General features: G+C 50.2%; 20 protein-coding genes. 16 read left to right on the forward strand and 4 right to left on the reverse strand.

What is annotated here, in order from left to right; all coding sequences use genetic code 11:
- Window positions 1-362 precede the first annotated feature (362 nt).
- From rluC to MIB40_RS03955, 3 genes are all read left to right on the forward strand, one after another.
- Window positions 363-1,337, forward strand: coding sequence for a 23S rRNA pseudouridine(955/2504/2580) synthase RluC (gene rluC / locus MIB40_RS03945; RefSeq protein ID WP_249691078.1), 975 nt, complete (start codon window positions 363-365; stop codon window positions 1,335-1,337).
- Window positions 1,330-1,989, forward strand: coding sequence for an HAD-IA family hydrolase (locus MIB40_RS03950; protein WP_249691080.1), 660 nt, complete (start codon window positions 1,330-1,332; stop codon window positions 1,987-1,989). The genes rluC and MIB40_RS03950 overlap by 8 nt, the downstream gene beginning before the upstream one ends.
- 80 nt (window positions 1,990-2,069) lie before the next feature.
- Window positions 2,070-3,080: a S49 family peptidase gene (locus MIB40_RS03955; RefSeq protein WP_406566433.1), complete on the forward strand. Its 1,011-nt coding sequence runs from the start codon at window positions 2,070-2,072 to the stop codon at window positions 3,078-3,080.
- 27 nt (window positions 3,081-3,107) lie between these two features.
- Here the strand turns inward: MIB40_RS03955 and MIB40_RS03960 are convergent, their stop codons facing one another.
- A complete protein-coding gene (locus MIB40_RS03960; RefSeq protein ID WP_319941618.1) occupies window positions 3,108-3,740 on the reverse strand; it encodes a Maf family protein in 633 nt (210 codons plus the stop codon).
- Between the two features lie 89 nt (window positions 3,741-3,829).
- Between MIB40_RS03960 and MIB40_RS03965 the strand changes: the two genes are divergently transcribed.
- From MIB40_RS03965 to MIB40_RS04020, 12 genes are all read left to right on the forward strand, one after another.
- Window positions 3,830-4,357, forward strand: a complete 528-nt coding sequence (locus tag MIB40_RS03965; protein WP_249691092.1) for a YceD family protein — start codon at window positions 3,830-3,832, stop codon at window positions 4,355-4,357.
- A 20-nt stretch (window positions 4,358-4,377) separates the two neighbouring features.
- On the forward strand, window positions 4,378-4,560 hold the full coding sequence (gene rpmF, locus MIB40_RS03970; protein ID WP_249691094.1) for a 50S ribosomal protein L32: 183 nt from the start codon (window positions 4,378-4,380) through the stop codon (window positions 4,558-4,560).
- A 7-nt stretch (window positions 4,561-4,567) separates the two neighbouring features.
- Window positions 4,568-5,578: a phosphate acyltransferase PlsX gene (plsX, locus tag MIB40_RS03975; protein ID WP_249691096.1), complete on the forward strand. Its 1,011-nt coding sequence runs from the start codon at window positions 4,568-4,570 to the stop codon at window positions 5,576-5,578.
- A gap of 133 nt (window positions 5,579-5,711) precedes the next feature.
- A complete protein-coding gene (gene fabD / locus MIB40_RS03980; RefSeq protein WP_249691098.1) occupies window positions 5,712-6,650 on the forward strand; it encodes an ACP S-malonyltransferase in 939 nt (312 codons plus the stop codon).
- 27 nt (window positions 6,651-6,677) lie between these two features.
- On the forward strand, window positions 6,678-7,421 hold the full coding sequence (fabG, locus tag MIB40_RS03985; protein WP_249691100.1) for a 3-oxoacyl-ACP reductase FabG: 744 nt from the start codon (window positions 6,678-6,680) through the stop codon (window positions 7,419-7,421).
- A 162-nt stretch (window positions 7,422-7,583) separates the two neighbouring features.
- Window positions 7,584-7,817, forward strand: coding sequence for an acyl carrier protein (gene acpP / locus MIB40_RS03990; RefSeq protein ID WP_125015134.1), 234 nt, complete (start codon window positions 7,584-7,586; stop codon window positions 7,815-7,817).
- Between the two features lie 106 nt (window positions 7,818-7,923).
- Window positions 7,924-9,168 (forward strand): beta-ketoacyl-ACP synthase II, encoded by a 1,245-nt coding sequence (gene fabF / locus MIB40_RS03995; protein ID WP_249691102.1) that lies wholly within the window; start codon window positions 7,924-7,926, stop codon window positions 9,166-9,168.
- Window positions 9,168-9,992, forward strand: a complete 825-nt coding sequence (gene pabC / locus MIB40_RS04000; protein WP_249691104.1) for an aminodeoxychorismate lyase — start codon at window positions 9,168-9,170, stop codon at window positions 9,990-9,992. The genes fabF and pabC overlap by 1 nt, the downstream gene beginning before the upstream one ends.
- A complete protein-coding gene (gene mltG / locus MIB40_RS04005; protein WP_249691107.1) occupies window positions 9,989-11,035 on the forward strand; it encodes an endolytic transglycosylase MltG in 1,047 nt (348 codons plus the stop codon). Before pabC ends, mltG begins: the two co-directional genes overlap by 4 nt.
- The gene (tmk, locus tag MIB40_RS04010) at window positions 11,032-11,673 is read left to right on the forward strand and encodes a dTMP kinase (protein ID WP_249691108.1); all 642 of its coding nucleotides are present in this window, start codon (window positions 11,032-11,034) and stop codon (window positions 11,671-11,673) included. Before mltG ends, tmk begins: the two co-directional genes overlap by 4 nt.
- The gene (locus MIB40_RS04015) at window positions 11,666-12,679 is read left to right on the forward strand and encodes a DNA polymerase III subunit delta' (protein ID WP_249691110.1); all 1,014 of its coding nucleotides are present in this window, start codon (window positions 11,666-11,668) and stop codon (window positions 12,677-12,679) included. The genes tmk and MIB40_RS04015 overlap by 8 nt, the downstream gene beginning before the upstream one ends.
- Window positions 12,680-12,732: 53 nt before the next feature.
- The gene (locus MIB40_RS04020; protein WP_249691113.1) at window positions 12,733-13,086 is read left to right on the forward strand and encodes a PilZ domain-containing protein; all 354 of its coding nucleotides are present in this window, start codon (window positions 12,733-12,735) and stop codon (window positions 13,084-13,086) included.
- A gap of 79 nt (window positions 13,087-13,165) precedes the next feature.
- Here MIB40_RS04020 and MIB40_RS04025 read toward each other — a convergent pair whose 3' ends face one another.
- The 3 genes from MIB40_RS04025 to xthA form a co-directional block, all read right to left on the reverse strand.
- A complete protein-coding gene (locus MIB40_RS04025) occupies window positions 13,166-15,118 on the reverse strand; it encodes an acetoacetate--CoA ligase (protein WP_249691114.1) in 1,953 nt (650 codons plus the stop codon).
- 191 nt (window positions 15,119-15,309) lie between these two features.
- The gene (locus MIB40_RS04030) at window positions 15,310-16,236 is read right to left on the reverse strand and encodes a LysR family transcriptional regulator (RefSeq protein WP_249691115.1); all 927 of its coding nucleotides are present in this window, start codon (window positions 16,234-16,236) and stop codon (window positions 15,310-15,312) included.
- A 14-nt stretch (window positions 16,237-16,250) separates the two neighbouring features.
- Window positions 16,251-17,066, reverse strand: a complete 816-nt coding sequence (gene xthA, locus MIB40_RS04035) for an exodeoxyribonuclease III (protein WP_249691117.1) — start codon at window positions 17,064-17,066, stop codon at window positions 16,251-16,253.
- A 189-nt stretch (window positions 17,067-17,255) separates the two neighbouring features.
- Here xthA and MIB40_RS04040 point away from each other — a divergent pair, with 189 nt between their 5' ends.
- Window positions 17,256-17,900, forward strand: coding sequence for a GNAT family N-acetyltransferase (locus MIB40_RS04040; RefSeq protein WP_249691119.1), 645 nt, complete (start codon window positions 17,256-17,258; stop codon window positions 17,898-17,900).
- The last annotated feature ends 934 nt before the right edge of the window (window positions 17,901-18,834 follow it).

The raw sequence follows: 18,834 nt of genomic DNA on the forward strand, positions 1-18,834 counted from the left end.
TTCATGGGGATTTAAGGTCACCCAATTACGGAGGAATAGGCCATAAGTACCGGATCAGATTCTGTTTTAACCACGCGCTCAGTTATACTCTGTCCGTGGAAGTCCGGTCGGCGTTGCATCTCCACCTTACACGTCAAATCTGGTATGGGGCCGTTGACGAAAAGCGGCTGTAAATCGGTGCGCTAGGCTAAGCCTGACACCGTCCCATTCAATCCCGGGTCTTCGACCCAGGTTTTGTAATTTTTACTGCTTACGTAAGTGCGACAGTAATCTGGCTTGCACTCACTACATTCTGCAGCAGCGCGAATATAACAGGAAAAGCTAAGTGCTTCAATTACCTAGAAAACTGGTAAAATCCCGGCATGACTAAATCTCCCTCACAGACTGCGTCCGAGACAGTTGTCTCGCCTCGAGTCCAACAACATATCATCGACGATGAGCGTGCCGGCCAGCGACTGGACAACTACCTGATATCCCAGCTTAAAGGTGTGCCTAAAACGCTGGTTTATCGCATCATTCGAAAAGGAGAGGTGCGCATCAACAAGGGGCGCACCAAACCCGATTACCGACTCAAAGAGGGGGATACAGTACGCATCCCTCCTGTTCGGGTTGCGAATAAAGCCACCCCAAAAGCCGGCAAACGCCTGACAGAGAGCATCGAAGCCAGCATCCTTTATGAGGATGAGCGCATTATTGTGATCAACAAACCATCGGGTTTGGCGGTACATGGCGGTAGCGGTATCAACCTTGGGCTTATTGAGGCATTAAGAGATGCCCGGCCTGATCAGAAATACCTCGAACTGGTTCACCGGCTCGACCGCGACACCTCAGGATGTTTGATGATAGCTAAAAAGCGCAGCGCATTACGTGATTTGCACGAACAAATTCGTAACGACAGAGTCAATAAGGTTTACTGGGCATTGGTTGAAGGGCGGTGGGCTAATCGCAAACAGCAGGTAAATGCGCCCCTGAAGAAGAACACTCTACAGTCAGGAGAAAGGGTGGTTCGTGTAGACCCTGAAGGCAAACCCTCTTTAACACGCTTTCGTGTACTTGAACCACTAAAAGGCAGCACCTTGATTGAAGCGACTCCCGTTACGGGTCGAACGCACCAAATTCGTGTCCATGCCTTGCATGCAGGACATTCAATTATTGGGGATGACAAATACACTCCCCGAGAGGTCAACATGGCTTTTAGGGAGCAGGGTATCAAGCGGCTTTTTTTGCATGCAGCGGCGCTGGAAATAAATCTTCCCGGTAGCGGCAAGCGACAACGTTTTAATGCGCCGTTACCCGAAGAGCTCGAGCAGGGCTTAAAGGCTTTACGAAATGAATAAACGTTATGAATTAGTAATTTTTGATTGGGACGGCACTCTGGTTGATTCTGCAGAACGTATCAGCCATTGCCTATCCCTTGCTGCTTCAGATGTCGGCCTGGCAGTGCTCGAACATGACCAATATAAAGATATTATTGGGCTTGGCCTGCCGGAGGCTTTTCGCAAGCTTTATCCGGAAGTTGAATGTACCGACACCCTGGAGCGCATGCGCGATCGTTATTCTCATCATTTTTTAGGACAAGAACATGCGCCTTCCGATTTTTATGAGCGCGTTGAGGTTGGGCTTGAACAGATTTGGCGATCGACATTAAAAAGCGCGGTGGCTACCGGTAAAAGTCGCCGAGGATTGGACCGGGTATTAAATGTATATGGCTGGCAGAACATGTTCGACATCACCCGCTGCGCCGACGAAACACGCTCAAAGCCGCACCCGCAAATGCTGGAAGAGATACTCGAAGAAACAGGTATAGCGCCAGAAAATGCAGTAATGGTTGGGGATACCGAATACGATATGGAGATGGCCCATAGAGCGGGCGTCGATCGCATTGCGATGGGCTATGGCGCCCACGACATAAGCCGGCTTTCTCCGTTCAGCCCGGTACTGGAAGCCCACCACTTTGATGAGGTTGTGACCTTTTTAAGTCCACAATAACTTTATCTATACCGGAAATTTGAAACTACCTTTACCCTGACACACAAAAAGTGCAGAACGCATAAGGAAACCAGAAAGCAATGAGTCAAGACAACTGGAAAGAAGAGGCGGGAGCAACGCCTCAGGCAGCTACCGATGAAACTGCCGGCATGCAAAAGGCGCAACAAACTGTACTGGACAACCTGGTTAATTCGGTCGTCAAAGAGCAGCGTGCCAGTCGCCGCTGGGGCATCTTCTTTAAACTGTTGACCTTTGGCTATCTGTTTTTTTTGGCCTACTTATTTCTCGCCTCCGATAAGCTTCAGCTCGGAGACGGCGCTTCATCATTGAGCCACACAGCACTTATTGATGTGCAAGGAGTTATTGCCAATAAAGAAAATGCCAGCGCCGACAATATCGTTTCCGCGCTGCGCAACGCCTTCGAAGATAATGGCACCAAAGGTATCATTCTACGCATCAACAGCCCTGGTGGAAGCCCGGTTCAGTCGGGCTATGTCTATGATGAAATCAATCGCTTGCGCGGACTCTATCCATCTATTCCTGTATACGCTGTGATCAGCGATATTGGCGCCTCCGGCGCTTACTATATTGCAGCGGCTGCCAATGAGATTTATGCCGACAAAGCCAGTCTGGTCGGTTCCATTGGCGTGGTTTCAGCCGGCTTTGGCTTTGTCGAATTATTGGAAAAGCTCGGGGTCGATCGGCGCATTTATACATCGGGCGAGAACAAAGGCTTCCTCGACCCTTTTCAACCACAGAAAGAAAGTGAAGTTGAGTTCTGGCAGACTGTTCTCGACACCACCCACCAACAATTTATTAATAGCGTAAAGCAGGGCAGGGGAGATCGCCTGAAGCAGGATCCTGCTTTATTCTCAGGCTTGGTCTGGTCTGGTGAGCAAGCGCTTGAGGCTGGCCTCATCGACGGGCTTGGCAGCAGTAGCTATGTTGCTCGTGAAATTATTGGCGAGGACAATATTGTCAATTACACCCTCGAGGAATCCCCCCTCGAACGATTTGCGAAGCGAATCGGAGCTGGGGCGGTTGAAGCTCTGTCAACGCAGATGGGATTCAAGGGCGCACCCCTGCAATAAATAAGGCTGACCCAACTAATTAGGGAATCACCGCACTAGCGGGTCGATTCCCTCATCAAGCAATGCAGTGCATAGAGAGATAAGGGGGAGTCCAATCAGACTTGAAGGGTCTTCACCTTCATGGGAAAGAAACAGGGCCGCCCCCAAACCTTCCACTTTAAAACTTCCCGCGCAGTCGAAAGGCTGATCTCTATCGATGTAATTTTCAATTTGATTGGCCGTTAGGGCTCTGAATTGAACCCTGTATCGACTCAGGCTTATGTGTTCACGCCCGCTAAGGGTATTCAGCACGCAGAGGCTGGTGAGAAACTCTACGGAGTTGCCACTGCAACTCGTTAACTGCTCTATAGCCCGCTCACGACTGCCAGACTTGCCCATCATGCGACCAGAATTGACCGCCACCTGATCGGAGGCAATCAGCAAATGCCTTGGAAATTGCTCTTGCAGAGCAACAGCCTTTTCTTTGGCAAGCCGAATGGCGAGTGCATCGGGTGTTTCTGTAGGCAATGGGGATTCATCGATATCGGGAGCCGCCCAGTCATACTTTAAACCCAATTGGTCTAATAACTGGCGCCGGTAACGAGAGCTGGAAGCAAGGATTATAGGAGGCGGGGATAAGGTCATAAGGAGTAATAGGGTCTTAAATTGTGGTAATCCCATCTTAACACCGCCAAAACCTTGATTTTTAGTGAATTAAGGCCTTTTTTCCCTTTGACAGCAGGATCCCATATCCCTATGATTGCGCGCTTATGTTGACCGAGACCCTACCCAAGAAGATAGATCCGCGCAAACTGGCCCGCAAAGGCGCCAAGCTTGCGGGCACTATTGAGCTGGGCGATCTTAAGCGACTGCAGGATTATGTTGCAGAAAGCCAGGGCGCCATAACGGCATTGCTGGAGTTTTTTCGTGATGAGCAGGGTTTCTTTGTCATAGACGCAAAGATGAGCGCACCGGTTGCTATGATCTGCCAACGTTGTCTCGAAGCGGTCAATCTAAACGTCGAGGGTGAGTGTCAATTAGCGGTTGTCTGGACTGAGGATGACGCAAAATCACTGCCCAAGCATTACGAGCCCGTTGTGGTAGGAGAAGAGGAGCTGGAAACGGCATCCCTGATAGAGGAAGAGCTGATACTGGCACTGCCTCTTGTCCCCTACCACCGGGAGGATGAATGCAAGTCGAGTAAAGGGTATTCCACCGGAGAATTTGCTGAAGAAGCAGAGGATAACGGTAAACCAAATCCCTTTAGCGTACTTGCCAACCTTAAATCTGACAATTGATTTGATCAGGAGCAACTAGCATGGCTGTTCAGCAGAACAAAAAAACCCGTTCACGTCGCGATATGCGTCGTTCTCACGACGCTCTCGGTGGACCAACCTTGTCCGTAGACGAAACTTCTGGCGAAACCCATCTTCGCCACCACGTAACAGCTGACGGTTTCTACCGCGGCAAGAAAGTGGTAGCTAGTCAAGACGACGAGTAATTCGCCAATGGCAACAACGGTTGCCCTTGATGCGATGAGCGGGGACCTCGGTCCCCGCGAAGCAGTTTCTGCTGCAGTTAATAGCCTGCAGGAACACAGCGACCTTTCCCTTATTCTAGTAGGGGATACCCCCGTCCTGAGACAGCACCTCAGCGACTGTCCTCCTTACGACAATAACCGCCTTTCTATCGTCCACGCATCCGATGTGGTCACGATGAATGACAAACCCTCCGTTGCCCTTAGAAGCAAGCGAGCCTCGTCAATGCGCATTGCGCTGGAACAGGTATCACTTGGGGCGGCTCAAGCCTGTGTAAGCTGTGGTAATACCGGCGCCCTGATGGCACTTGGTCGCTTTTTAATCAAAACCTTTCCAGGTATTGATCGCCCGGCCATCATCACTCGCTTACCCACCGTTGCAAACTGTACCTACATGCTTGATCTTGGCGCTAATGTTGACTGCACAGCTGAGCACCTTTATCAATTTGCCGTTATGGGCGCGGCGATGCATGAGGCATTGCATGGAACTCCAAATCCCAGTGTGCGCCTGCTCAATGTTGGCGCAGAAGAGATGAAAGGTAACGAACAGGTGCGACTGAGCGCCCAGCTCATCCAGGATAACGAAGCGCTAAACTATCAAGGTTTTATTGAAGGTTCAGACCTCTTCTCGGGCTCTTGTGACCTGATCGTTTGCGATGGCTTTGTTGGTAACGTTGCTCTTAAAACCAGTGAAGGCCTCGCACGTTTGTTGCGCAGTAATATCCAGAAAATGGCAGGGCGAAATTGGTATACCCGACTGGCAAGCCGCCTACTGAAGCCATACATCAATCAACTGATGATGAGCAGCGACCCTGACCGTTACAATGGTGCCAGTCTGTTAGGTTTACAGGGCATAGTCATCAAGAGCCACGGCCAATCAGACAGTCAACGGATAGAGCAGGCCATACGCCAAGCCATTATCGAAGCTCAAAATGATGTGCCACGATTACTGAACGATCAACTTGAGCACCTTCTGGTTTAAATAAATCGTTTAAACAGAAACATATCGTTACCCTCGCTTCCGTTTCTATCCCCTATACTAGGTGGCCTTTCAGACCCTGCCTGGCAACGAGCAGCGGGCTCCGATTTAACCATTAGGGAGACACCCCAGAGCAATGAGCAACCATCTAGCGTTTGTATTCCCGGGACAGGGCTCCCAACAAGTCGGCATGCTGACCGATATCTACGAACAGGAAACCATTGTTCGCAGCACTTTTTCTGAAGCTTCCGACGCTCTTGGTGTAGATCTGACCAAACTGATATTGGAAGGCCCAGCTGAGCAGCTGAATTCCACTGAGAACACCCAGCCGGCACTATTGACTTGCAGTGTTGCTCTTTGGCGACTTTGGCAGCAGCGCGGAGGAGCCATCCCCGCTTATATGGCAGGTCACAGCCTTGGGGAATACTCGGCACTTACTTGCGCAGAAAGCCTGAGCCTTGGTGAGGCGGTAAAAATTGTTCACCTTCGCGGCCAACTGATGCAGCAGGCTGTACCTGTGGGAGAGGGTGCGATGGCAGCGATTCTTGGCTTGACCGACGAACAGGTGCGGGAGGCCTGCCAGCAGGCGGCCAACGATGGAGTTGTCAGCGCCGTTAACTACAATTCACCCGGTCAGGTTGTCATTGCAGGAAGCACCTCCGCGGTTAATCGTGCTATCAACCTCTGCAAGGAAGCTGGCGCAAAGCGTGCCTTACCGCTTCCAGTCAGCGTTCCTTCTCATTGCGATTTGATGAAACCCGCTGCGCAGCAGTTGGCTGAGACATTGAACAAGATACCGTTTGAGGCACCTCAAATTCCAGTGGTGCAAAATGTTACTGCCGACATTGCCGGCACACCTGAGCAGGTACGTAGTAACCTCCTCGAGCAGCTTTATAGCCCTGTTTTATGGGTTGATAGCGTTCAGTATTTAAACAATAAGGGCATCACTCACCTGGTTGAATGCGGCCCTGGAAAGGTGTTATCCGGACTCGCCAAACGGATAGATAGAAGCCTAAGCGCTTCATCCCTCGAAAGCTTGGATGCCTTCAATAAATCAATAGATGCAACCGCATAAAAACGTTTAACTTAAGGTGATAACTTTATGAGTTTAAATGGAAAAGTAGCTCTGGTAACCGGTGCTAGCCGAGGCATTGGTCAGGCAATTTCGCTTGAACTTGGTCGTCTCGGTGCGACCGTTATCGGCACGGCAACAAGTGATGCCGGCGCCGAGAAAATCTCTGCCACACTTCGCGAACAGGGCATTACCGGTTGCGGCATGACACTCAATGTTTGCGATGATGCTTCTATTGCAGCCATTGTCAAAGCGATCACCGAGCAATATGAGGCCCCGCAGATTCTCGTTAATAATGCCGGAATTACTCAGGACAATATCCTGATGCGCATGAAAGATGCCCAATGGGATGATGTGATTAACACAAACCTAAGTTCTATTTTCAAGCTCAGCAAAGCCTGCTTGCGCGGCATGACCAAGGCTCGCTGGGGTCGAATTATCAATATTAGCTCTGTGGTCGGTTCGATGGGAAACCTTGGGCAAACCAATTATGCCGCAGCCAAAGCGGGTGTCGAAGGCTTCAGTCGTTCGCTGGCCCGTGAAATCGGTTCTCGTGGCATAACAGTTAATTCGGTTGCACCTGGCTTTATTGACACCGATATGACCAAAGAACTACCCGATGAACACAAAGAGCATATGCTGGCGCAAATTCCAGCAGCCCGCCTGGGTAGGCCCGAAGAGATTGCCGCTGCAGTGGCTTTTCTAGCCGGTGAAGGCGGCGGATATGTAACCGGTGAAACCCTGCATGTAAATGGCGGAATGTACATGAGTTAGCCTGACCGGTGAAATTGGTTCTTATTTGATCAATTTCACCACCAAATCCAAGGATATTTGGTTAGTTTACGTAACACTGGCTTGAAATAGCCATAACCGTTTATATAAAATTAGCTCGCGACCTCAGAGTCGATCGAATTCTTAATAGGAGTTAAACAAGGTATGAGTACCATCGAAGAACGCGTCAAAAAGATTGTCTGCGAACAACTTGGCGTCAAAGAAGAAGAAGTTAATAACAGCTCATCGTTCGTAGAAGACCTTGGCGCTGACTCTCTTGATACCGTTGAACTGGTAATGGCTTTGGAAGAGGAATTCGAAACTGAAATTCCTGACGAAGAAGCAGAGAAGATTACCACTGTTCAGGAAGCTATCGATTACGTGATTGCACATCAGTAATCAGCTCTTTGCTCCTGCGAAAAGCCGCTCTACTATGTAGTGCGGCTTTTCTTGTGTTTGTGGAGTAAAAAAAATACCCTGCCATTTTTGCAAGGAGACGAACTCAGTGGCACGTCGGCGTGTAGTGGTTACCGGATTAGGCATGCTCACCCCTCTGGGAGCAACCGTACAAACAAGCTGGGATGGCATTCTTGCCGGCCGTAGCGGTATTGCTGCGATCGAGCATTTTGATGCCTCGGCCTACAATACCCGTATCTCTGGTCAAGTGGACGGCTTTGATGTTACCGACTACATGGCCGCCAAAGATGCGAGGAAGATCGATATCTTTTTGCAATATGGCATCGCTGCAGCCTCCCAGGCAATCACCGATTCTGGAGTCGAGATCAACGAGCAGAATGCTCGTCGCGCGGGTGTTGTAATGGGCTCGGGCATTGGCGGCCTTAGCATGATCGAAGAGACGGCCAGCACATTGATTAACAGTGGCCCTCGACGCATCTCACCATTTTTTGTGCCTGGCGCCATTATCAATATGATCAGCGGCAGGCTGTCGATCATGTATGGCCTTAAAGGGCCTAATTACGCTATTGCTACCGCTTGTACTACTGGAACTCATTGCATCGGTATGGCGGCACGAAATATCGCTTACGGCGAAGCAGACATCATGATTGCTGGCGGGGCCGAAAAGGCATCTTGCGAGCTGGGCATGGCCGGTTTTTCTGCGGCTCGAGCAATGTCAACTCGTAACGACGCACCCTCTGCAGCCAGTCGCCCCTGGGATCAAGATCGTGACGGCTTTGTGCTAGGCGATGGCGCCGGTGCACTGGTGCTTGAAGAGTACGAACACGCAGTGAACCGTGGCGCTCGGATTTATGCCGAACTGACCGGTTTTGGCATGAGTGGCGATGCCTTTCATATGACAGCACCGCCCGAAAATGGTGAGGGCGCCGCTGCATCCATGCTGAATGCGATAGATGATGCCGCACTCCAACCCGCTCAAATCGATTACATCAATGCCCACGGCACCTCTACGCCGGCCGGCGATATTGCCGAAAGTCAGGCCGTTGAAGCCGTTATGGGGGATCATGCCGCGCAGGTAGCGGTCAGCTCCACCAAATCGATGATAGGGCACTTGCTGGGCGCGGCTGGCGCCGTAGAAGCTATATTCAGTATTTTGTCGATTCGGGATCAAATTGCCCCCCCGACCATCAACCTGGATAACCCTGGGGAGGGTTGCCGTCTCGATTATGTGCCAAACCAGGCTCGCAAAATGAACATCACTCATGCTCTGTCTAACTCATTTGGCTTTGGTGGCACCAACGGCTCGCTACTGTTTTCCAGAATAGAGTCCTGATGCAGCCGCTCTGGCTAAACGGGAAGCCTCAGGCCGCGATCAGCGTATTGGATCGTGGTCTGGCTTACGGTGACGGAGTGTTTGAGACCCTTCGTATTCACAATACCAGCCCCAGTCTGTTTTATCTGCACATAGATCGATTATCAAGCAGCTGCGAGCGCCTCAATATTCAGCTGGATCTCGCAGTGCTATTGCGAGAAATTGAGGCCTATATCCAGCAGTATTCGATAACGTCCGGAGTGCTTAAAATCATCATCACTCGAGGTTCTGGTGGCCGGGGTTACAACCCCGCCGGCTGCGATGAGCATCGGCGAATATTGGCCTCTTTCCAAGCCCCCGAGTATCCGGAGACACATAGTAAGCAAGGCATCCGGCTTTTTGATTGCCAGACTCGCCTTGGAATCTCACCGGCAACGGCAGGCATGAAGCACCTTAATCGACTCGAACAGGTACTGGCACGCTCTGAATGGAACTCTGACGAATTCGCGGAAGGGCTTATGCAGGATATTGATCTCAAGCCTGTAGAGGGCACCATGAGCAACCTGTTCGTCGTTTCTGGTGGCACGCTTTCTACTCCCGATCTCAGCCAGAGCGGTGTTGCCGGAGTCTGCCGAGAATTTATCTTAAGGCAGGCAAAAATTGAGAAGCTGGACGTCGCAATAACATCACTATCACTGGAAGATATGTATAACGCAGAGGAAGTATTCGTCTGTAACAGCGTAGCGGGAGTTTGGCCCGTGATTAGCTATCAAAACAGGAGTTGGCCTGTCGGGAAGCTAACAAAGCGCATTCAAGGCTGGGTTAATAAGGCAATCTATAGATGATAAAACGTTTAGGTATCGCGGCTATTCTATTGTTATTAATAGGAATAGCTTCAATATTTTTAGCCAGGCAATGCATTAATAACTTTGCCACAAGCGTGCTTTCCAACCCCCAGGAGATCATTATTGAAGTCGCTCGAGGCAGCTCCATAAAGTCACTTTCACGCAAGCTAGCCGCGCAAGGACTCATTGATAACCCTCTCTGGTTTGAATGGTATGGTCGCTTAAGGGGGGATGCCGCTCGTATTCAGTCCGGCCGTTATCTGGTTCCTGCCGACACCCGGGTTTCAGAATTAATGGACATGCTGGTTAAGGGGCGTGTTCAGCAGCTCAGTCTGACTCTGGTCGAGGGCACTACCGTTAAAGATGCTCTCAATGCCATCCAGAGCCACCCCGAAATTCAAGCTAGCCAATCACCGCTTGACCCAGAAGCGTTAGCGAAAACGTTAAACATCAATGGCAATCCGGAAGGCCAGTTATTCCCGGATACCTACTTTTTTACAGCGAACACTCCAACAGCGCAATTGGCCAAGCGTGCTCATCAACGTTTGCAGTCTGTACTGGCGGAAGAGTGGTCTCAGCGGGCCGAGGATTTGCCCTATGAATCGCCGTACGAAGCACTAATCATGGCTTCCATAGTAGAGCGAGAGACCGGGGTTCCAGCGGAGCGAGGCGAGATTGCCGGTGTTTTCGTTCGGCGACTGAAGAAGGGGATGCGCCTGCAAACCGATCCTACGGTTATCTATGGTCTCGGTGATCAATATCAGGGTAATATTACCCGAAAGCACCTGAACGATTACACCCCCTATAACACCTACCGCATTAAGGGCCTGCCACCAACGCCTATCGCACTGGCTGGCCGAGAAGCGATTCATGCAGCCTTGCATCCCAAACCGGGAACCAGCCTCTACTTCGTCGCCCGCGGAGATGGCAGTCATCAGTTTTCTTCCACGTTGGAAGAACATAATCGTGCGGTCAGGCAATACCAGCTAAAGCGAAGAAAGGACTATAGATCCTCACCAGCCGACGGAGTTTCCTCTCAATGAGACGAAAACAAGCTCAATTTATCACCATCGAAGGCGGGGAAGGGGCCGGCAAAAGCACCAACATTGCGGTTATCCAGGCTTGCCTGCAAACCGCTGGTATCGACTACCTACACACAAGAGAGCCCGGTGGTACACCCTTAGCGGAAGAAATTCGTAATTTGTTGCTTACCCAGAGGACAGAGCAGGTGGCTCCCGATGCCGAGTTATTGATGGCGTTTGCTGCCAGAGCCCAGCACCTTAATCAGGTAATCTGGCCAGCCCTCGAAGCCGGCACCACGGTACTTTGCGATCGATTTACAGACGCTACCTTCGCTTATCAGGGCGCAGGTCGTGGCATCGAAGACACTAAGATTACTCAATTGGAACAGCTGGTCCAGCAAGGACTACAACCCGATCTGACCCTGCTGTTTGATCTACCCGTTGAAGTTGGGTTGGAAAGAGCCCGCCAACGGGGCGATCTGGACCGCTTTGAAAGTGAACAGCTCGCATTCTTCGAAAGGGTTCGAGAGGGCTATCTGGCCCGCGCCAGCCTAAATCCGCAACGCTTTGAGATCATTGATGCCTCCCAAGATCTGGCCGCCGTGGCCAGTCAGGTCCGAGAGGTAATGTCACGCCGCCTGAGTCAAACCAATGGATAATGACGCAGCCTCAACTCACCTGCACCCTTATCCCTGGCACGCAGAGCAGTGGCAGCGGCTTTGTAACCTACGTCATTCAGAGACATTGCCCCATGCCTACCTGCTCAAAGGAGCGCAAGGCGGCGGCAAATTCCGATTTGCCTGTGCTTTTGCAGGCTATATGCTGTGTCCTACCCCGCAGGGTGATGCTGCCTGCGGTCAGTGCAAAAGTTGTCAGCTGTACCGCTCAGGTAACCATCCCGATATTAAAGTCTTGCAGCCGGAAGAGAAGAGCAAAGTTGTTAAAGTTGACCAGGTTAGACAGGTGATAGACTTTGCCTCCAAAACTGCCCAGCAGGGTGGTTACCGCATTATCATCATCAATCCCGCGGAGGCGATGAACAGCAACGCAGCGAATGCGCTGCTGAAATCCCTTGAAGAGCCTGGTGAAAACACCTTGATATTACTGGTTACTGCGCGACAGAACTCGATGCTGGCAACCATCAACAGTCGCTGTCAGCAGCTGGCTTTTCCGCTGCCCGATCGCACTGAAACCCTGGATTGGCTATCGGGCCTATCGAAAGCGGGTCGTGAGGACCTTGAGCTCATACTGACCCTTGCCGATGGTCAACCGCTGACCGCACTGCAATATGCCAACGACCAGATATTGAAAGAGCGTGCTCGCCTGATAGAAGAGATAGGCTCCATCACCAAAGGTCAGAATTCCCCCGTTGACATCGCCCAACGCTGGAAAGACCAGAATACAACTGAGCTATTGGGCTGGGTCTCCGGCTGGTTGGTTGATATCGCCAAAATTCAGCAAGCTGGCAGCTCAGCCGTACTGAATAATCCTGACCTGGCCGCTATGGCAGGCTATATTGCCGGTAAGTCAACGCCTCAGGCACTGTTTGCATTGCAGCGCTGGGTCAATGAACAGCGCGCCTTGAGCCAAGGGTCTGCTAACCTTAATAAACAATTGATGCTGGAAGACCTGCTCGTTCGCTGGCTACATTTAACTCTGGGCTAAAATAGTGAATAATAGCTTTTATAACTGACCATTTTGACAGCTGCTGGACACCTATGAATCAAGCTAAGCCATCACCTCGTAACGGAATACTCTCACTGACCATCAAGGATAAGGCCGTTCTATACGCTGCCTACATGCCCTTTGTCAGTAACGGAGGGCTGTTTATTCCTACCAATAAAAACTACGGTTTGGGTGACGAAGTGTTTATGCTTTTAAACCTGATGGACGAGGCAGAGAAAATTCCAGTGGCTGGAAAAGTCGTCTGGGTAACACCCCGAGGGGCTCAAAGTAATCGCGCCGCAGGTATTGGGGTACAGTTTAATGAGAAAGATGAAGTGGCCCGCAATAAGATCGAGACTTACCTCGCTGGTGCCCTCGAATCGGATCGGCCTACCCACACGATGTAAAACCCGGCTTCGCACCCAATAGAAAAACCCGCTAAAAGGCGGGTTTTTTCATACGCTTTCACAATTATTTTTGAGCCTGTTAGTCGACGGTTAATTCTGGAATGCCCTTGTAAAGCTCCAACGCTTTCGGGTTCGCCAAAGCATCCGTATTCTTAACCGGCTCGTTATGTATGATGTTCCGTACTGCAAGCTCGACTATTTTTCCGCTGATAGTGCGTGGAATATCCTCGACAGCAATCACTTTGGCGGGAACATGACGAGGTGTTGTATTTTTCCGGATTGAAAGACGGATTCGATCGACCAGTGCCTTATCCAGCTGGATGCCTTCGGACAGTTTTACAAACAGCACGACTCGCACATCATCTTTCCACTCCTGGCCTACACAAATCGCCTCCAGCACTTCAGGGATTTGCTCAACTTGTCGGTAGATTTCCGCAGTACCAATACGCACACCACCAGGATTTAAGACGGCATCAGCTCGACCATGGATAATCACCCCACCATGTTCGGTTTGTTCACCATAATCGCCATGACACCACCAACCTTGAAAACGCTCAAAGTAAGCGGCGTGATATCGTTCTCCCTCAGGATCATTCCAAAAGCCGATGGGCATTGAAGGGAAGCTATTGCGACAAACGAGCTCACCTTTTTCTCCGGCACGGCTATTTCCCTGATCATCTACAAAATGAACATCCATCGCTAATCCGGGGCATTGAAGCTCGCCCCGGTACACGGGTAGCACAGGAGCACCCAAAGCAAAACAAGAGACAATGTCAGTCCCTCCGGATATTGAACTCAGGCACAGATCCTGTTTGATATCGCGATAAACATAGTCGAAGCTTTCGTGGGAAAGGGGAGAGCCGGTAGATAATATGGCTCTTAATGCGGGTAGCTGATGGGTTTGGATTGGGCTTACGCCTGCTTTTTCCAACGCTGCAATGTACTTGGCACTGGTGCCAAAAATACTGATCTTTTCTCGCTCGGCCATATCCATCAAGGAACACGGCTCCGGATAAAACGGGGATCCATCATAGAGCACCAGGGTCGCACCGCTGGCCAAACCGCTAACCAGCCAATTCCACATCATCCAGCCGCAGGTGGTGTAATAAAACAGCACATCATCCGGCTTCAAATCCACATGCAGGAGATGCTCTTTACGGTGTTGTAAAAGCGTGCCACCGACGCCATGAACGATGCATTTGGGCACTCCAGTGGTTCCGGATGAGTACATGATATATAAAGGATCATCGAATGCGAGAGGTTCAAACTCAAGTGATGGTGCTTCATTGACCAGCTCCTGCCCCCAACCAACCCCCTTGTTCAGCACCGAAAGATCCGGTGTTGAAGAGACAAAAGGAACCACAATAACGGCGTCAATAGAACCAATCAGTGATTCGATTTGCGCGACCTTCGCCAGGCTATCCAGAGTCTTACCGTTATAGTAATACCCGTCGGTGGTGAATAGGATTTTGGGCTCAATTTGACCAAAGCGATCGATCACTCCATTGATGCCAAAATCCGGAGAACAGGAGGACCACACGGCGCCGAGGCTGGTTGTTGCTAACATTGCAATGACCGTTTCCATGCAGTTGGGCATAAACCCAGCCACTCGATCGCCTTTTTCTATTCCTCTATTTTTAAGGCCCTGGGCAAGCTGGCTAACGGATTCATAGAGAGCGGCGTAGCTCAGTTCACGGCGCTCTCCATTTTCACCACAAAAAATCAGGGCAGGGTGATTGTCACGTCGTCTGAGCAAATTTTCCGCAAAATTCAGTTTTGATCCCGGGAACCATTTTGCACCTGGCATTGCATCGGAGTTCGCAAGCACGGCGTCCGCCTTCCGGGAGAATTGAACCTCATCATGCTGGACCAAATGCTCCCAAAAGTGTTCATTATGATCCACACTCCAACGATGAAGATCCCAGTAATCCTGAAGATTTTGTGAGTATTTTCTGTTCACAGCCTCACGAAACATGGTGAGATTAGCTTGCGAAACACGTTTTTCAGAGGGTGCCCAGAGTGGTTGATCCATACCATGATCCTGTTTTGCCGTGAACAACGAAGGGTTTTTTCCTTCGCATTTCTTATAATGTATCGCAGCACTTTCGACCTATCGTCATGCTGCTTGACGCCAACCAAGCGTCAAACTATTTGCTTGATTAGAGGCTGTAGTACTCTAACCAAGCTTTACCCTTACGTAAAGGTAAGGGCGGAAATGAAAACTTACTGAATAAGCGTCTCACCTTTGGCAAATGCCTCTTTAGCCATCGAAATAAGGAATTCTCGCATCCACACACCAGCGGGATCGTGTTCTGCATTGCCGTGCCAATACAGGTGGCATTGCAATGGATCCACCCCCTTGAACGGCAACTCCAACACCTTAAGGCCGGGATCGTTGGCTACCAGGCTGTAGGGGATGGTTAGTGCCATATCAGAGGCTTTAATGACATTCGCCGCCATCAGGTTGTAGTTTGCCCTCAGGGCAATTCGGCGCTGTAGTCCTAACTTGCCTAATGCAAGATCAACGTAACCCAGGCCACTGCGGCGACTGGAGACCTGGATATGGTCCAGGCTGAGGTACTGTTCCGGTGTTAACGCGTCCGTCGCTAGCGGGTGACCCTGTCGCAAAACACAGACATAGCGCTCTTCATAAAGCTGAACATGGTGCAGTTGTTCATCCAGAGGCAGATTAGCCTCAATCACAAAATCAAGTCGACCGCTGGCTAGCTCCTTGGATGCTTCACGACGCTTGACCTGGAAGCTTTCGATGCGCACCTTGGGCGCCACCTTGGCCATCCGTGAAAACATTGCGGGCAGGAAAAGGGCTTCGGTTAAATCCCCCATACTGAAGCGAAACAGCTTGTCGGTGCTGGCGGGGATAAACTCATCGCCATGCTGAACACTATTGCGCATAAGCTGCAACGATTGGCGTATTGGGCCGATAATATTCTGTGCCAACGGCGTAGGAACCATACCCTGAGAGGAACGGATAAAGAGTTGATCATCGAAGGTGTCACGTAACCGAGAAAGCGCATTACTCACAGCAGGTTGCGTTATACCAACCACCTGGCCAGCACGAGTTAGATTGCCTTCACTGTAAATAGCCTCGAAAACGACGAACAAGTTAAGGTCAATATCGCTTAGATTCATATTGAGCTCCTGGGCTAGGGGGCAAAGCGGATCAGTACCGGACAATGATCGGACGGCTTTTCCATTGCTCGGATGTCGTAATCGATCAAGGCCTCTACGCACTCTTTTCTCAACGATTCAGTGGCGAGCAGAGTATCAATTCGCAGCCCTCGTCGAGGGTTATCATTAAAACCTCGGCTTCGGTAATCAAACCAACTGTAATGGTCTTCTGCTTCCGGGTGAATGGTTCTGTAACAATCGCCGAGCCCCCATCCAAGCAGTTTCTGATACCACTCCCGTTCCTCGGGCAAAAAACTGCACTTTCCGGTTCGTAACCAACGCTTGGCATTATCAGGACCAATCCCTATGTCAGCATCCGTCGGGGATATATTAAAGTCCCCCATAACCACCAGACGCTGGTCCGGGCTTTGGTGCTGCTCAAGATACGCTTGAAGATCAGCGTAAAAACGTTGTTTGGCAGGGAATTTAGTCTCATGCTTACGGTTGTCTCCCTGTGGAAAATAACCATTTAGCACCATCACAGGTTCGTGCTCTGGTATCTGGTATTCCGCCATAATCATACGTTTTTGGGCTGACTCATCATCGGTGGGGAAGCCTTTAAGAACGCGCTTGGGAAGCAATTTACTGAGCAAAGCAACGCCATAATGGCCTTTCTGACCGTGGATCTCGGCGTGGTACCCCATATCATTAATGGCCTGATGGGGAAACTCGTTATCAACCACCTTACTTTCCTGAACCCCGATCACGTCGGGCTGATGTCGTTCAATTAAAGCCTCCAACTGATGAAGGCGAGCACGGATACCATTTACGTTAAAAGAGACCAGTTTCATAATCCTGCCAATTGCTATAACGAAGAAGAAAAGAAAAATGAAATCAGAAGCTTACCACAGACCGATGCTATAAGTTCGACGGCTGGACCTATCTCCATGATTGATCAATTGGTCATCCAGCCAAGCTTTTGCTAGCTTAAAAGTCAGGCAATCGGCTCAATAATCTGGCCCTGGAGCGGAGGTAGCTTTATGCAAAGCAATGAGATTGACCCACAGCCCCTGAATACCCAAATTGTCCCTTTGGATCATAACTGGAAGCGGGAAGCTCGATCACTGCTGTTTCACGCCTACCGGGAATGCCCTATTTATCAGCGCCTGTTTTCTTCTGAGCTCGAAGGCTTCTCACAACGACTTCGTAGTGGCATCCGTGAAATGTGCAACATCTACTTTAGTGCCGAAGACCCGGTACTGGGTATTATGGCCAACGAACGGTTAGCCGGGGTCGCCGTATTAAGCAGCCCCAACAGCAAGCGTTTAGCCGATATTCTGAGCTGGCGCTGGAAAATGATGTTAACGGCTGGATTTGGCTGCACCGATCGTGTCAGGGAATATCAGGGCAGGGTAGCCGACCATTTAATGGACTGTTATCAGGTGCCCCTGATTGGTGTCAGCGCGCAACAGCGCCATCACGGGCTGGGTAAGCTGCTACTCGATGAGATCCACAAACGGGTTGAAAGCGACAGTAACGCCCGTGGTGTTGTTATCGACACTGCCAACCCGGCATTCCTGCCTTACTATGAAGAGCTGGGCTACCAGGTGATCGACACGCTGGCCGTAGATGGCTTTGAAGAGAAGGTTCTTATGAGACCGAACCCGGTTCGCTTGGTGCAATAAGAACCTTCAGACTCTCTACCCATAAGCATTCCTCCCACACTTATGGGTAGATTCACGAATATCCAACAGGGCCTATTCAGGTAATCATGGCAGCTCTTATCGAGGACGCCGCCATGATCGTTTATACAATACTATTCTTTGCCGTTACCTTCGCTCTAATGAGCACCGGAGGGCCAGCGCTGGCAGTTCTTTCACGCCGTGATTGAAAATCGACCTGTTTGGTATTGGTAACTTTATACCTTGCAGGGCAGGCAGCCCGAATTGCTCCCGAAACCATCCATTCGAGTACAGATATGAATGAACGCATAATTTAACATAATATACATTATGCGCTATTGGGTTTGGTGGGATGGGGTGATCATCTGAGGTGTTGGTGGACGTCCACACAAAGTACGAAAGCTTTCCACGCAAAGTGTAAAAGTTGTCGTCCAGAGTGTTTGTTGACAGATTAATGAGAATGACCTGCACTTTCAAAACACCTATAAGTAGTGAAATGGCAGAATTAATCTGTGTGGAAGGATTCTTTAATAGCCTCCTCGTTACCTTAAAGATTCACATAACATGAATAGTGTTAACTCAAGTCTCGGCATGTTGGCGAAATTATTAAAGCTATGGGTCATAACCAACATCTATAGATATGATCCTGCACGATGCGCTGTGATGTAATCATGGATCAAGCACTAACATCTCGGGGCAGCCAATGTTAACTGAACTATGCGAGTTAGATGAGTTTCTAGGTAAACAACACTACAAGAAGTGGGTTTTATGCACCTTATAAGCTCCCAAATTGATAACCTTAGAACAGGATATATATACGATTGGCAGGCACCTAGGTTCTTAAAACACCAATAATCCGTTAAAATAACATTAGTACGGATTATTAATCCCCCCCGCTATATAGGTTTCTCATGGCAAAATCCGGTCAGGCACGTGT

Origin of the sequence: Aestuariirhabdus haliotis (assembly GCF_023509475.1) — a bacterium.
In the GTDB taxonomy this organism is placed as follows: Bacteria; Pseudomonadota; Gammaproteobacteria; order Pseudomonadales; family Aestuariirhabdaceae; genus Aestuariirhabdus; species Aestuariirhabdus haliotis.